This is a genomic window from Brevibacillus dissolubilis (assembly GCF_006170445.1).
In the GTDB taxonomy this organism is placed as follows: Bacteria; Bacillota; Bacilli; order Brevibacillales; family Brevibacillaceae; genus Brevibacillus_B; species Brevibacillus_B dissolubilis.
In genome coordinates this window covers 119,053-135,139 of sequence record NZ_VCNA01000009.1, presented here as the reverse complement: position 1 = coordinate 135,139, position 16,087 = coordinate 119,053, and the positions used below count along the sequence as shown (strand labels likewise).

Genomic DNA, 16,087 nt, shown 5'->3' with positions numbered 1-16,087 from the left:
GGAAAGCGGGGGATAACAGATGATGACGTTGAGGCGCTTATTTCGATATTTCGTCTGCTATCTGCTTGTGCTGGTTATCATGTGCCTCGTCTACTATGTGGTGATTGAACCGGAGTGGAATTGGGACACAGTGACGATCTTGGCGGGATGCTCGGGGTTCTTGAGCATGCTGCTGATTGGATTGAACCCCCATATTAATTTTATTGGGTTTGTGGGAATTTATGGATTATATTTGACGCTTGCACACTTAGGTACGGTGTTGTCTGACTTGATTGACCCCCATGCGTTGGACAGTATACAGGAACACATGCTGTGGTGGGTACGTTCGGATTACCGCCCCTATACAGTGGCATTGTCCGGGATCGGGATTGCCTGCTTTTCCCTCGGGGCCAACTTCACCAGCTTCCTGCAGAAGAACAAAAAGAGAGACCTGAAAACCATCGACGAAAAAGGTCACCCCGGTATTTTTGCGATGGGGATCACTCTTTTGGCGATTGTCAGCTTTTATCTGGTCTTCTCGTTCGGGACGGGGCGTCTGCCGCTGTTTGGCTCCTATATGGACTACTGGGAGGCGCTGGAAAAGCTGCCGGAGTACGTCTGGATTCTGTTTTTCTTTGCGGTGGGGATTGACTTTATGCTGGCGACCGCAGACCGCAAGCAGTTGAAGATCGGCGGGATCATGTTTGCCATATCGGCGGGGCTGTTGATGCTGACCGGGAATCGGGGAGAAGTGATGTATCCGTCAGCAGCAGGCATGGCGATTCTGCTCAATCGTGGCTTTAAGATCAATATGAAGCTGGTGCTGATCGGGTTGATTGCCTTCTTCGTGATCATTCCGATCATCTCTGAGACACGGACCACGGCAAAGGATGATCTGGACGTCAGCGAAATCAGTCTCAGCTTCACAGATCCATTCGTCGAGATCGGCTATACCTTACGCCCGTTCGTCGTGACAGTGGGCTGGATCAAGGAAGGCGAGAACCACGGGCAAGGCAAGACCTACACCCTGCCGGTCAAACGGCTCTTGGGCTTAGCAATTCCCTTCTATGAACGCCCAAGCATCATCGACAATAAGTACATCCTGCGCGACAGGACACCGACACAGGGATATTCGGTGCTGGCGGAAGCTTACTATAACTTTGGCTTGGCTGGGGTGATGATCGTACCTGCTTTGATCGGGGCTTTCCTCGTCACCTTGGGCGACCATGCACCGAATAACAGCACGCTGGCCTTTGTCGGGGGCATCACGGCTGTACTGATTAATAATATCCGCAACGGATTTTCGTTTGTGCCTGGACAGATTCTGATGGTGGGCATCTTGTTTACGGTCGGTCTCATGATCCAGATCATCAGGCAAAGCAGCAACAAATCCGGAGCGAAGGAGCTACAGACATGAAAGCATTAATCGCACTGGAAGCCCATTTTTACCGAACGCCGGACGGCACCATCTACAATGATTCGGTGGTGAGCTACGCGTTCTGGCAACGATACCTCAAGGTGTACGCATCCATCATCGTGCTGGCCCGCGTGCAGGACGTGGCAGAAGCCAAGCCAAAATGGAAGCCAGCCAGTGGTGACCGCGTCGAGTTCTGCTGTCTGCCTAACTATGTCGGGCCATGGCAGATGCTCAAGACGATGCCAGTGATTAAGCAGATGATCCGCGAGATCGCGACCGAGTGTGATGTTGCGATCCTGCGTGTGCCGGGAGCCATCGCCACCTTCGCATGGAAAGCGCTCCGCTCCCGTCAGATCCCGATCGGACTAGAAGTAGTGGGAGACCCGTGGGATTCGCTTGCACCAGGCACGGTCAAAAGCATCGCCCGTCCCCTCGCCCGTGTGATGGGGACGCTCGGCCTCAAGAAGCAGTGCAGGCAGGCAGACGCAGTCGCCTATGTCACCGAGCATACTCTGCAGCGCCGCTATCCGGTGCGGGCGGGTAATCCAGACGGCAGCAAGCCGTATCAGACGCATTATTCTTCGATCGAGCTGTTCGATGAGGCGTATGTGACGGAGCCGAAGACGGAATTCGCCAAGCCGCTGCGCATCTTCAACGCTGGCAGCATGGAGACGCTCTACAAGGGGCAGGACATCCAGATTCGCGCGGTACGAAAATGCCGTGATCATGGACTGGACGTACATCTCGTGCTAGCCGGAGACGGTCGCTGCCGTCCCGAGTTCGAGGCGGTCTGTGAGCAGCTGGATATGCGAGAGCATGTCACCTTTTTAGGGATGCTGCCCGGCGCTCAGGCGGTCAGAGAGGAACTGGACCGTGCTGATCTGTTCATCCTCCCGTCACTGGTAGAGGGACTGCCTCGCGCGCTGATCGAAGCGATGGCGAGAGGACTGCCGTGTGTGGCGACAGATGTCGGCGGGATTCCAGAGCTGATGGAGCCGTCTGAGATGGTACCGCCGCGCGACGCAGATGCCTTGGCCACCAAGCTGATCGAGGTCTTGTCTGACACAGCCCGGATGAAGCGGCTGGCCCAAGAAAATCTGCTAAAAGCCCAAAAATATAAAGCCGCTCTCTTAAATGAACGGCGTACAAACTTCTATACCTATCTGGCCGATATGGCCTCCCCTAAAAACAGAACGATAGGAACCCAAAGGATGGTGGAGAAAGCATGACACAACCAGGAAAAGTATTTATAACAGGAAGCGCCGGTTTTATCGGATTTCATCTCTCCAATCGACTTCTCGCAGAAGGCTACGAAGTCCATGGTCTTGATAATCTCAACGACTACTATGACGTTAACCTGAAAAAAGCGCGTCTCGCACAGCTGCAGGAGAAGCCGGGCTTCACCTTTTACCAGATGAACCTTGAAGACGCGGAAGCGATCAATGCGATTTTTGCCGAGCACAAGTTTGACACCGTGATCAACTTGGCGGCACAGGCAGGCGTACGCTACAGCCTCGTCAACCCACGCGCTTATATCGACGCCAATATCGTCGGTTTTATGAACATTCTGGAAGCTTGCCGCCACAATCAAGTCGGCCACCTGATCTATGCTTCCTCCAGCTCTGTCTATGGAGCCAACACCAAGATGCCATTCTCCGTCCATCACAATGTGGATCACCCGGTCAGCCTCTATGCCGCAACCAAAAAATCCAACGAGCTGATGGCACATACCTATAGCCACCTGTACGGACTGCCGACGACGGGCCTGCGTTTCTTCACTGTCTATGGTCCATGGGGTCGTCCTGACATGGCACTTTTCCTCTTTACCAAGGCAATTCTCGAAGGTAAACCTATCCAAGTCTTCAACAACGGTCTGATGCAGCGCGACTTTACCTTTGTAGACGATATCGTCGAAGGGATTGCCCGCCTGTTGAAAAAGAAAGCAGCACCGAACCCGCTCTGGACAGGAGATGCTCCAGACCCAGGAACCAGCTATGCGCCGTATAAAATCTACAACATCGGCAACAACAACCCGGTGCAGCTGATGAAATTCATCAATGTACTCGAAGACAAACTGGGCAAAGAAGCGATCAAGGAATTCTTGCCGCTGCAGGCAGGCGACGTACCGGCCACGTATGCAGATGTAGACGACCTGATGAACGATGTAGGCTTCAAGCCGGTGACATCGATTGAAGACGGGATCGGCAAATTCGTTGACTGGTATCAATCATTTTACGGGAGGGCATAAACGATGAATCGTACTATTGGAGTCGTAGGTCTTGGATATGTAGGTCTTCCTGTCGCTGTTGCATTTGGTGAAAAGCATCAGATCGTTGGTTTTGACATCAACGAGCACCGTATTGATACACTCAAACAGCACATCGACTACACAGGTGAGCTGAGTGCGGAAGAATTGGCGAAAGCCAGCATCGAATATACCAGCAATCCAGAGCGTCTGGGTGATTGCGACTTTATCATCGTAGCGGTACCGACCCCGATTGACGAAGCAAAAAATCCGGATATGACCGCTCTGCGCAAAGCCTCCGAGACCGTCGGGAAGGTGCTTAAGCCAGGTACGATCGTTGTCTATGAATCTACTGTTTATCCGGGTGCGACAGAGGAAGTCTGCCTGCCGATCCTAGAGAAATTCTCCGGGCTTGTAGGCGGCCAAGATTTCTTCATCGGCTACTCCCCTGAGCGGATCAATCCGGGTGATAAGGAGCATACCTTCACCAAAATCACCAAGGTCGTATCCGGTCAAGACGCGGCAACCCTCGACGTGGTGGCAGATGTATACGGCTCTGTCGTCGAGGCAGGCGTATACCGTGCGCCAAGCATCAAGGTAGCCGAAGCAGCCAAAGTTATCGAGAACACCCAACGCGACATCAATATCGCACTCGTCAACGAGCTGGCACTGATTTTTGACCGTCTGGGCATCGATACCCGCGAAGTGCTCAAGGCAGCGGGCACCAAATGGAACTTCCTTAAATTCAACCCAGGTCTTGTAGGTGGTCACTGCATCGGCGTAGACCCCTACTACCTGACCCATAAAGCAGCAAGTGTCGGCTACCACCCAGAGGTAATCCTCGCAGGACGCCGCATCAATGACAGCATCGCCAACTTCATCGCCACCTCCGTGGTCAAACAGATGATTCTCCAAGGCTCTACCATCCAAGGCTGCCGTGTCACCGTACTCGGTCTGACCTTCAAGGAAAATGTAACCGACATCCGCAACACCAAGGTCGTCGACATCATCTCCGAGCTCAAAGAATTCGGGATCGACGTACAAGTCACAGATGCGCTTGCTGATGCCGAAGAAGCCCAGCATGAATACGGCCTGACCCTGACCCCGCTGGAAGAACTCAAGCCAGCCCAAGCGGTGATCTACGCGGTTCCACACCAAGCTTATCTGGAGCGCGGCTGGGAACTCATCGAGAACCTCCTGCAAGACGGCAAAGGCATCGTCGCCGACGTAAAAAGCGTGCTGGACGTGACCCAAGCACCTCAAAATATCTCGATCTGGAGACTGTAAATGAAAGTCTTGCATCTACTCAAAACCGAAACAGGAGCGATGTGGGCATTGCGTCAGATCGAAGTCCTGCGCAGTGAGGGTGTCGAGGTGGCGGTCACACTGCCGACCGGCAAAGGCAAGATCGCCGATCAGTACCGGGCGCTTGGCGTGGAGGTCATCCCCGGTCAATTCGATCTGCCAGTACGCCGCCCATGGACGCTGCCACGCGTGATGAAGCAGCTACGCCAGGTGGTTGCGACTGTCAAGCCAGACATTATCCACAGCCATTTTGTCGGCACCACGTACCTGATGAGACTGGCGCTTCGCAACAACGTGAAGATTCCGCGTCTGTTCCAAGTACCGGGCCCCCTGCATCTGGAGCAAGGCCCATACGGCTTCATCGACAAGCTGCTGGCGACCGAGCAGGATCATTGGATGGGGTCATGCCAATGGACCTGTGACAAATACCGCTCGATGGGTATTCCGGCAGAGCGTGTCCACAAGGCCCTGTACGGTACCAAAATAAGTCAATTCGTTGAACAGAGAACCAATCTTCTCCGCACCGAGTATAACATTGGAGATGAGACACCAGTGGTCGGCATGGTTGCCTATATGTATAAACCCAAGACCTATCTCGGTCAGTTCGTTGGGTTAAAGGGACACGAAACGTTTATCATGGCTATGAAAAAAGTCCTAGAGGTCATGCCGCAAGCACGCGGTGTGATCGTCGGCGGGCCTTGGGGCAATGCCCACTCCTATGAGCAAAAGCTTCAGGAGCTGGCGAAAACCCACTGTGGTGACAGCATCATCTTCACTGGCTTCCGCAGTGATGTGGGCCAAATCTATCGGGATCTGGATGCAGTGGCTCACCCGTCCCTCTCAGAGAATCTCGGCGGAGCGGCGGAATCCCTGCTCGCAGGTGTGCCGACGATTGCCACCAATATCGGTGGATTTCCTGATATTGTATATGACGGAGAAACAGGCTGGCTCGTTCCACCCCGTGACGAAGAAAAATTGGCGCAAGCGATTATCGAGGCACTCTCTGACCCTGCCGAGGCACAACGCCGTGCTGCACAGGGACGTGAGCTGGCCGTACGGGAGCTTGACGTAAACAAAACGGCGAGGGATGTACTTGCCGCCTATCGAACGATTTTACAAGAGGTTGAGCGTCATGAAGCGGTTATTTGATCTGTCTGTTGCACTCATACTGTTGCTTTTGCTATGGCCTGTCCTTTTGGTGACCGCGCTTTTGATCCGAACACGCATCGGCAGTCCGGTACTGTTTACACAGATGCGTCCGGGACTTCACGGGAAACCATTTTATATCTATAAATTCCGCACGATGACGGATCAGCGGGATGCAGCGGGGAATCTGCTGCCCGACGAGGTACGTCTGACCACACTGGGCAAGATGCTGCGCAAGTTCAGCTTGGATGAACTGCCGCAATTGTTTAACGTGGTCAAGGGCGACTTGAGTCTGGTGGGGCCGCGCCCGCTTTTGATGCAGTATCTCGATCGCTACACACCTGAGCAGGCCCGCCGTCATGAGGTCCGGCCGGGCATTACCGGCTGGGCGCAGGTGAATGGACGCAATGCGATCACATGGGAAGAAAAGTTTGCGCTTGATGTCTGGTACGTGGATCATCAGTCGTTTTGGCTGGATATCAAAATTTTGGTGATGACGGTGCTCAAGGTGGTCGGAGCCAAGGATATCAGCCAAAGCGGGCAAGCCACGATGACCGAATTCATGGGTAGTGAGGAGCGAAGCATCAATGGCTGAACTGATAATCATCGGGGCAGGCGGTCACGCGAGAGAGACGGCCCAACTGGTCAAAGACCTCAATCGTGTTCAGCCCACCTGGGAATTGCTCGGTTATGTGGATGACAACCCTGCGTTACAGGGGAGCATCCAAAACGGCTTTCCTGTGCTCGGCCCGCTTGATGAGCTACTGAATCAATCCACATACAACCGGGCACAATTCATCGTCGCCATCGGCAATTCGCAGGTGCGGCGAAGAATGATCGCCCGTCTGAGAGAAACATATCCACAGCTTACTTACGCTACACTGATCCATCCCACCGCTGTGATCGGGGATGAGACCGTGATTGGGGCAGGCACGATGATTGCCGCGAATAGTGTGGTGACGACCAATATCAGCATTGGAGAGCATGTGATCATCAATTATGGCTGCACGATCGGTCATGACTCGAAGCTGGAGAATTTTGCGACGATCCTGCCAGGATGCAATCTCTCCGGCAATGTCACAATCAGAGAAGCAGCAGATATCGGTACAGGATGCGCCGTGATCCCATCTGTGGAAATCGGCGAAGCAACGGTCGTCGGTGCAGGCGCGGTCGTAACCAGATCCTTGCCTGCTTATTGCACCGCAGTAGGCGTACCAGCCAAACCGATTAAATTTTCGAAGATGGAAAGAGAGTGAAGAGGATGGGCAATCATACGGAACGCATTTATCTTTCCCCGCCACATATGGGAGAACGTGAACAACAATACATCGCGGAAGCATTCGCAACCAACTGGATTGCTCCTCTGGGTCCGCATGTGGAAGGTTTCGAAAGGGAATTAGCAGGGTATGTAGGAAGTAATGGTGCTTTGGCACTAAGTTCTGGTACGGCAGGTATTCATTTAGCACTACGTCTTCTTGGGGTAAAACAGGGGGATAAGGTCTTTTGCTCCAGTCTCACCTTCGTGGCTACCGCCAACCCGATCCTCTATGAGGGTGCAGAGCCTGTTTTCATCGATTCGGAACCAGAGACGTGGAATATGTCTCCGCTTGCGTTGGAGCGTGCCTTCCAAGAAGCAGAGCAGAACGGGCATTTACCAAAAGCGGTCATCGTAGTTTCGCTCTACGGTCAAAGCGCTGACATGGACCCGATCAAAGCGATCTGTGACCGCTACGGGGTACCGATCATCGAGGACGCAGCAGAGGCACTGGGTACTACGTACAAAGGCAAGGGAAGCGGCTCGATCGGCAAGTTCGGGATTTTCTCTTTCAACGGCAATAAGATCATCACCACCTCTGGCGGCGGCATGATCGTCTCTGACGATCTGGATGCTCTGCACAAGGCTCGTCACTGGGCGACACAGTCCCGTGATCAGGCACGCCACTACCAACACAGCGAGATCGGCTACAACTACCGCTTGAGCAATGTCTTGGCTGGCATCGGGCGTGCGCAGCTGGAGATCCTCGAAGAGCGCATCGCGATCCGCCGGGCTATCTTTGACCGTTATGTGGAAGAGTTGTCACAGGTACCGGGTCTTGCCTTCATGCCGGAAGCGGAATTCGGCCGTCACACACGCTGGCTGACGACCCTGACTGTTGATGAGGCACAGACAGGAGTATCTGCAGTTGAGATCGTCGATGCCTTGGCAGAAGCCAACATCGAGGCACGTCCGGTCTGGAAGCCGCTTCATCTGCAGCCCCTGTTTGAAGGCTGCACCTACTACCCGCACCAGCCGGAAGAGAGCGTATCGGAGCGCCTGTTTCACACCGGTCTTTGTCTGCCGTCCGGTTCGAGCCTGACAGAGTCCCAGCAGACTCGAGTGATCGATGCTTTTATTCAAGCCGTCAACAAATAATCTTGTTTTGGTCGAGAAGCGTTAGGAGGTTTTAACATGAATTACAAGCAAAGGATGCTTGCGTTTATGCCGGTCGATGCAGGCATCGTATTTCTATCGGTGTATATCAGTTACCTCCTGAGATTTGACGGGGATATCCCCCGGCAATTCTTATCTGGAATGCCCTACGTATTGGCCAGTACGTTTCTGATTACCCTGGTATCCTTTCATTTTTATAATCTGTATAGTCGTGTCTGGCAGTATGCGGGTATTGGTGAATTGGTCTCGATCATCCGGGCGGTGACGCTTGGCATGCTGTTCAACTGCCTGTTTCATGTCGGGCTTCGGTTCCTCGATGTTGAAGTGGTCGTTCCCCTCTCTGTCTTTCTGATGATCTGGGCGATGCTGATCATCGGTACGGGTGGCTCCCGCTTCATCTGGCGGATCATCCATGACTCCTATCAAAAGAAGAGCGTCCGCCAAAAACGCGCCCTGATCATCGGTGCAGGCAATGCCGGAGCGGTTGTCGTCAGAGAAATGCGCGGCTCCACCCAAAGCGAGCATTTCATCGTCGGTCTGATCGATGACGACCCGCGCAAGCTACACCTCAATGTCATCGGAGTGCCTGTGATCGGTTCCCGTGACGATATCCAGCGCCTCGTCAAGGAAAAGGACGTCGACACTATCATCATTGCGATTCCGTCAGCACCGCGTGAGGAAATCGCCAAAATCATCAATATCTGCAAAGAGACGAGTGCCCAAATCAAGATTTTCCCGCGCGTCAGCGATATTATCTTGGGTAATGTCTCTGTCAACCATATCCGCGATGTCAACGTGGAAGACCTGCTGGGCCGCGACCCAGTGGAAGTCGACCTCAAAGGAATCGCTGACTACGTAACCGACCAAGTCGTGTTGGTCACAGGTGCAGGCGGCTCGATCGGTTCTGAGCTGACCCGCCAGATTTCCCCTTTCCGGCCAAAAGAACTGCTCCTGCTCGGTCACGGCGAGAACAGTATCTACTCGATTGAGATGGAGCTTCGCAACAAGTTCCCGCAGATGAAGATCACGTCTCTGATCGCAGACATCCAAGACCGCCGGCGGATGAGAGAGATTTTTGCTACTTATGGTCCGAGTGTGGTATTCCACGCAGCTGCCCACAAGCACGTGCCTCTGATGGAAGCCAACCCGCTCGAAGCGATCAAGAACAACGTCTACGGAACCAAAAATGTCGCCGAGTGTGCGCATGAATTCTCCTGCTCCCACTTCGTCATGATCTCCACCGACAAGGCCGTCAACCCGACGAGCGTGATGGGTGTGACCAAGCGGATCGCCGAGATGATCGTACAGAGCCTGGATAAGATCAGCAATACCAAGTTCGTCGCAGTCCGCTTCGGCAACGTGCTGGGAAGCCGCGGCTCCGTCATCCCGCTGTTTAAGAAGCAGATTGATGCGGGTGGCCCGGTGACGGTTACGCATCCTGATATGATCCGTTATTTTATGACGATTCCGGAAGCCGTGCAGCTCGTCATCCAAGCGGGTGCATTGGCGGATGGTGGTGAGGTGTTCATCCTCGACATGGGCAAACCGGTCAAAATCTCCGACCTCGCCCGCGACCTGATCCGTCTGTCCGGTCTGGAGCCGGAAAAAGATATCAAGATTGTCTACTCTGGCATTCGTCCGGGTGAGAAGCTGTTCGAAGAGATTCTCACCAAGGAAGAAGGCACACAGGCGACCCAGCACAACCGGATTTTTGTCGGTAAATCTTCTGATCTGACCTACAGCGGCATGCAAGAGATGCTCAAAGACCTCGAAGCGATTCTCAATGAAAAAGAGAGAATTATCCCTGTGGAAGAGATCAAGCGCACCTTCAAAGGAATCGTTCATACGTACAAATGGCCGGAAGTCCCAGAAAAGCCGATCATTCATACTTACGACCTCCCGAAAAAGCAAAAAGAACTGACACTCGCAAAAAAAGAAATCGCTACGTCAACGATTGATTAACAGAGATCTCCAATAAAATGCAAAACCCCCTGAGCGAAGGATGGAACCGTTCAGGGGGTTTTGCGTTGAAAGGAAGCCCCCTGCGCCGTAGCTGGCAGTGCAGGGGGCTTTTGGTGATGCGGAAGATCATCTTGCTGTCAAAAAGAGTTGGTTACCGGGTAGATGGAGTCGTAGCCGGTACCGTTTCAGATGCGTTCTCTTCAGAAGCAGCGGTCGGTTCAGAACCCACCGTAGATTTGACAGGTCCTACGGCGGTCGCAGTTACGGTTGAGACAGGAGGACGAGTTTCGGTGCCTTCGATGATGTACTCCAGCGTGTAGGTGTAGGTCAGACCCGGAGTGACATACTTATCCAAAAAGCTCGTCTGATCATACTCCAGCTCCATGCTGTAGCCAGTGCCATCTATCATAGCTGACAGAAAGTATCTGGCGTTAAACGGAGGTTTATCCCAAGTCAGCAGAATGCCATCATTGGTGGCTTGTGCGTGGAAGCTGGTAGGAGCAGGTGTGTTGTCTACAGGCTCAATGGCTGTCGCGGTAACGGTAGCAGCCGGGTACGGGCCTTCGTCGTCTTGAAAGATGTACTCGAGCGTGTAGGTATATGTCAGGCCTGGAATGACATTGGTATCCAAAAAGCTGGTTGCATCAGATTCCAGCACTACGCTGTAGCCGCCAGAGCCTTGCATGGCTGTCAGAAAGTATCCGGCGCCAAAGGAAGATTTGTCCCAAGTCAGGAGGATCCCGTCATTGGTTGCTGTGGCTTTGAGTCCGGATGGAGCTGCGATGACAGGTGCTTTGGTGGTTATCGTTACTTCCAGCGGAGCGCTGTCCTGATAGCCGTTGTGAATGTACAGATAGTAGACATAAGTGGTGTTGGCTTTCAGTCCCGCATCTGTGTAGCCAGCTGCTTTCAGACCTTCGACAACGGTGGTGACGGTTGTGCCGTTCAGTTCTTTGCGCTCTATTTTATAGGTCCAGTTGTCACTTACCGCAGGGTTCCATTTGAAGATGATGCTTGTATCAGTAGCATCTGTGGTAACGCCAGTCGGTGGAGCAGGCGGGATATGGATGGAGACCTGGGTGGTTACACGAAGCGGAATCGGGGTACTGCTGCCCAGTTCATTGACCGCAGAGAGCGTGTAGTTGTACGAGTAGTCAGAGGTTAAGCCTGTGTCCATGAAGGTCAGGGCATTTCCACTGTATACGACTTTACCGTCGCGCTTGAGTTCATAGGTTTTGGCTTGGGTGGCGGCATCCCATGTGAAGGTGGCGGTAGATGTCGTGGTGGTTGTTACTTTGAAATTAGCAGGTGTTCCAGGTGGTTCTGTTGCTGGTGGCAATGCTTTGGTCGTCACGTTGAGTGTGGTTGGCTGGCTTGCGCCGCCGCTGTTTTTGGCGACAACGGTGTAGACATAGGTTGTGGCCGGTGTCAGGTTCTTGTCAGCGTAGCTGGTGGCAGTCAGACCGCTTGCAATCGTGACGCCATCGCGCTTGAGATCGTAAGAGGTCGCACCGGTTACTGCGCTCCAAGAGAGTGTCGCATCGTATTCCGTGGTGGTGGCAGTAAAGTTGGTCGGTGTAGCAGGGGCCGTCACTGGGGCAGGCAGTGTGCGTACAGTCAGGCTGACACGGGTACTGTTGCCAGAGACGTTGGATGCTTCTACGCCATAGAGATATGCTTTGTCTGCAACCAGGTTGTAATCGGTAAAGGTTGTGCCGTTGTAGACGGTTTGATAGTACGCATTACCGCGGTAGATGTCATACTTCTGGGCATTCGCACCCGCTGTCCATGTGAGTGTCATGGTGTTGTGGGTAGGGGTTGCCTTGAGGTTGGTGATTGGCTTCGGATATGGAACCGTTGGGTACAGTGTTTTGACCGTCACAGAAGCTGCTGTCGCACTCTTCACATTAAAATGCTCGGAGTAGACGGTGTAGGTGTATTGGGTTTCTGGTTTGGCTGTGCTGTCTGTGTAGGTAGTCGCTGTTGCACCTGTTGTCCATCCGAGGGAGGTACCGTTGCGGTAGATGCGGTAGTACTGTGCACCTGGTACTTGATTCCAGCTCAGTTTTACCTGCAGGTCGGTGACTTCAGTAGCTTGCAGGTTGGTTGGAGCCGGGAGCGGAGGAGGTGTCGTCACGGTTACAGATAGTTTGGCAGAAGGTTGGCTGGTTCCCAGACCGTTTTTGGCATAGACCTCAAACGTATAAGTGGTGCCAGGATTAAAGGTCTTGTTAACATACTGCGTCTCTTGGCCGCTCCATTCTTCATTGATGTAGCCGGAGCGTTTGACCATGTAGAGGCTGGCATTGGCTACTGGGTCCCATGCGAGAGTAAGAGAGCCTGCTGCCGTGTTGACTACTCGGAAGTTCGTCGGTGCTGTCGGCAAAGAAGTCGGAGCAGCTTTGGTAGTGACGGTTACGGTCTTAGCTGGACTGGACGTGAATTTGGTCTTGGCATAGACGGCATAGTTGTAGGTCGTAGCCGATGCCACGGAGGTGTCTAGATAGCTGAGAGTCGTATTGTTGGAAGTCGTATACAGGCTGTAGCCATTGCGGGTAATCGTGTAGAATTCCGCATTGTCTACCTTCGGCCAGCTCAGGCTGACGGTCTTGTCTGTCGCCTCCGCTGTGAAAGTAGCAGGTGCTTCCGGTGTTGGAGCGGTCAGGGTCGTTGCCTGAATCTTGGCTGGCATGCTTGGGGTGCCATTGTATGATGGTTTTGCATAAAGCTCAATCGTATAGGTCGTAGCGTGTGTCAGGTCGGTAAGCTTACGGTAGTTGGTATAGGCGCCAAGTACGGATCGACCATTGGCATACATTTCATAGGTCAATCCAGGCTGTCCATCCCAGAGTACTTCGATCGAATCGGTGGTGATTTCACCGATCCGCAGATTGGCAGGTGCAGACAGCTTGGTGGTGACGGTAACAGATGCCGCTTGGCTTTGACCTGCTTTGTTGGCTGCAATCACCTTGTAGGTGTAGCTGGTGCCTGCGGTCAGGCCGGTGTCGGTGTAGGACGTATTCGGACCTGTGACGATCTCCACATCATTGCGGTAGAGCGTATAGGCAGCAGAGTTGCTCTGTGCATCCCATGTGAGGGTGACGGACGTATCTGTCGGCTCTGCTTTGAAACCGGTTGGCGTCACTGGCGGAAGCACGGGTGCTTCGAGTGTTTTCACCGTCACGGTTGCAGGGGCGCTAGTGTAGCTGTCTTTTTTCGCGTACACGGAATAGGTGTACTCGGTTTCTGGTGTGAGGGCGGTATCGGTGAAGCTGTTGGCATCGCCGCCATATACTGGCGAATCGTTGCGGTAGACGGCATAGGTGACAGTTTCATCTGCTGCGTCATCCCATGTGAGAGCGACGGTGTTAGCAGTAGGGACTGCTGCCAGATTGGTTGGTGTGTCTACAAGGGATGCTTCTGTTTTCGCGTTGATGATGTATGGAGCTGTTTCCCCGAAGCTGTCTTTGGCAATCAGGGTGTAGACATATTCTTTGTTCGCTTCCAAGCGGGTGTCGGTAAAAGATGCGTCTTGGCCTTCATACACCTGTACGCCGTCGCGCTTGAGCACATAGCGGATGGTTTCCGAAGGAGCGATCTTGGACCATTGGATTGTGATGCTGCTGGTATCTTGAGCGGTTGCGGACGGGAAGAGCTGTGGCTGGGTAAAGCCTTTGGCTGTCCCGTTGTTGCCCCCGCCCAGGTCATAGACGGACCCGGTTGCGATCAGGCTCGGATTCCACGAACCGATCAGACCGGATGCGCCAGTCAGCACATCTTGATTGATGCTGTTCTGAATCTGTGCCTGACTGCGGGCATGATCCCAGATACGGAGGTTGGCTACTTTTCCGCCAAACTTGTATCCAGTAGTGCGTCCCCAGCCAGAGAGGTATGCGGTCGGAGTTGCGGACTTGCCGTAACGGGCGGTGGTGCCCATCCCTTGGATCAGGGGCTGCTTTTGTCCGTTGATGTAGAGTTCAAGATTGTCGATGGTTGGCACGCCGTTGGTGAATACGGCTGCTACGTGTACCCACTTGCCTTTCAGCGGAGCGGCAGAGACACCCATCACATTATTTTCAGAAGAGTTGAAACCGAAGTAGCCGCCGACGAACTCCAGATTGTAGCCAGTATCCCAGCCGAATGGCATCTGGCTGCTCGTGCCGTTCCAGTTCATCCAGAATTCCACGGTGTTTTTGCCGCCTGCTGTTGTGTTGACAGCAAGGTTGGTGAAGCGGTATTCATCATCTTGGCCATCCATCGTAACAGAGGTGGAGGGTTGTCCCACAACAATGCTGGTCGTACGGACGTTGAGTGAGACAGGCTGGCTCTCTGCGTTGGCAGATGTCGCCGCCAGTGTGTAGGTATAGTCGGTATCAGCCAGCAGATTCTGATCGTGAAAAGTGGTGGCTGATCCAGTATAAACGGCAGCGCCGTTGCGCTTGAGCACGTAGCCTGTCGCATCGGTCACGGCATCCCATGTGAGAGCCACGCTGTTGGAGCTTGGTGTGCCTAAGAAGTTAGCAGGCTGTGCGAGTGTCACTTCACGGGTCGTCACAGAGTAAGGCACTGGCTTGCTTTCGCCAAAGCTGTTCTGCGCGGTCACTGCGAATTGGTACGCGGTCGCGGCTGTGAGATCTTTGTCGGTTGTCATGGTATCAGCCCCGCTGTAGATCACTTGACCATCACGGGTAACTGTGTAGGCTGTCGCTGTGGAGACCGGGCTCCAGGCGAGTGCAGCCGTGGTGTCTGTCAGCGTAGTGGTATGTGGAGCGAGTGCAGGAGCGGCGAATCCGCTGCTGATCCCCGGTGCACTGTTGGATACAGCTGGATAGACCTTGCCTGTGGCGATCGTGTCTAATTTGTAGTAAGCGATAAGTCCTTGTTCATCACCATTCAGTACCGTATTGTAGTCGGCTTGGATGGCTTCCGGCGTGCGGGCTACGTTCCAAATCCGCACATCTGCAAGGCTTCCTGCAAATTTGTATCCGGTGGAGCGGCCCCAGCCGGAGATAAAAGCGGTGGTGCTGGCACTGCGGGAGATCGAGCTTGTCCCGACATAGCGCTTGATCGTTTGCTTCACACCATTGATGTAGAGCTCGTTGGTGTCAGGCAGACCATTGGTGAAGACGGCGGTGACGTGCACCCATTGGTTTTTCAGGTTGGTCGACGGAATCCCGAAGACATCCCCGTTACCCGTGTTAAAACCAAAATAGCCGCTGGTAAACTCAAGATCATAAGATCCTGCCCAGCCAAATGGCATCACGGGGGCTTTCCCGGTCCAATACATCCAGAATTGAACCGTGTTTTTCCCTCCTGTCGCCGTGTTGACAGGAAGATTGGATAATGCTATCGTATCGTCCACCCCGTCAAAGCTGAGGGAGTTCCCATACGGTGACGCAGCAGCCTGTACTGCGCCCATCGGTTGAAAAATCGTGGTGAAAAACATGGCGAACAGGATGAGAACCCGTAAGCCTAGGTTTCCATACTTTTTCATCCATTCTCCTCCTTTGTTATATCCTGAAGATTTTTAAAACGGAAAACAAAATAAGACAAATGTTAAATCAGTGGGTCTAAAGGCTTACATATTCGGCTAGATATGTAT

Annotated in this window: 10 protein-coding genes; 9 read left to right on the top strand and 1 reads right to left on the bottom strand. The window is 53.4% G+C overall.

Annotated elements, in window-relative coordinates:
• Positions 1 to 19: 19 nt before the first annotated feature.
• From wzy to FGI41_RS17295, 9 genes are read left to right on the top strand one after another with little or no spacing between them, the layout of a single operon-like run.
• Positions 20 to 1,396, top strand: a complete 1,377-nt coding sequence (wzy, locus tag FGI41_RS17335) for an O-antigen polysaccharide polymerase Wzy (protein WP_139491604.1) — start codon at positions 20 to 22, stop codon at positions 1,394 to 1,396.
• The gene (locus tag FGI41_RS17330) at positions 1,393 to 2,625 is read left to right on the top strand and encodes a glycosyltransferase family 4 protein (protein WP_139491603.1); all 1,233 of its coding nucleotides are present in this window, start codon (positions 1,393 to 1,395) and stop codon (positions 2,623 to 2,625) included. The genes wzy and FGI41_RS17330 overlap by 4 nt, the downstream gene beginning before the upstream one ends.
• Positions 2,622 to 3,644, top strand: a complete 1,023-nt coding sequence (locus tag FGI41_RS17325) for an NAD-dependent epimerase (RefSeq protein ID WP_139491602.1) — start codon at positions 2,622 to 2,624, stop codon at positions 3,642 to 3,644. The genes FGI41_RS17330 and FGI41_RS17325 overlap by 4 nt, the downstream gene beginning before the upstream one ends.
• Positions 3,645 to 3,647: 3 nt before the next feature.
• Entirely contained in the window at positions 3,648 to 4,928 is a 1,281-nt protein-coding gene (locus tag FGI41_RS17320; RefSeq protein WP_139491601.1) for a nucleotide sugar dehydrogenase, read from the top strand.
• Positions 4,929 to 6,095, top strand: a complete 1,167-nt coding sequence (locus FGI41_RS17315) for a glycosyltransferase family 4 protein (RefSeq protein ID WP_139491600.1) — start codon at positions 4,929 to 4,931, stop codon at positions 6,093 to 6,095.
• A complete protein-coding gene (locus FGI41_RS17310; RefSeq protein WP_139491599.1) occupies positions 6,079 to 6,687 on the top strand; it encodes a sugar transferase in 609 nt (202 codons plus the stop codon). Before FGI41_RS17315 ends, FGI41_RS17310 begins: the two co-directional genes overlap by 17 nt.
• Positions 6,680 to 7,348 (top strand): acetyltransferase, encoded by a 669-nt coding sequence (locus tag FGI41_RS17305; RefSeq protein WP_139491598.1) that lies wholly within the window; start codon positions 6,680 to 6,682, stop codon positions 7,346 to 7,348. The genes FGI41_RS17310 and FGI41_RS17305 overlap by 8 nt, the downstream gene beginning before the upstream one ends.
• A gap of 5 nt (positions 7,349 to 7,353) precedes the next feature.
• Positions 7,354 to 8,505, top strand: a complete 1,152-nt coding sequence (locus FGI41_RS17300) for a DegT/DnrJ/EryC1/StrS family aminotransferase (protein ID WP_139491597.1) — start codon at positions 7,354 to 7,356, stop codon at positions 8,503 to 8,505.
• Positions 8,506 to 8,541: 36 nt separating this feature from the next.
• Positions 8,542 to 10,485 (top strand): polysaccharide biosynthesis protein, encoded by a 1,944-nt coding sequence (locus FGI41_RS17295; RefSeq protein ID WP_139491596.1) that lies wholly within the window; start codon positions 8,542 to 8,544, stop codon positions 10,483 to 10,485.
• 151 nt (positions 10,486 to 10,636) lie between these two features.
• Here FGI41_RS17295 and FGI41_RS17290 read toward each other — a convergent pair whose 3' ends face one another.
• Positions 10,637 to 15,979 (bottom strand): fibronectin type III domain-containing protein, encoded by a 5,343-nt coding sequence (locus tag FGI41_RS17290; protein WP_139491595.1) that lies wholly within the window; start codon positions 15,977 to 15,979, stop codon positions 10,637 to 10,639.
• Between the last annotated feature and the right edge of the window lie 108 nt (positions 15,980 to 16,087).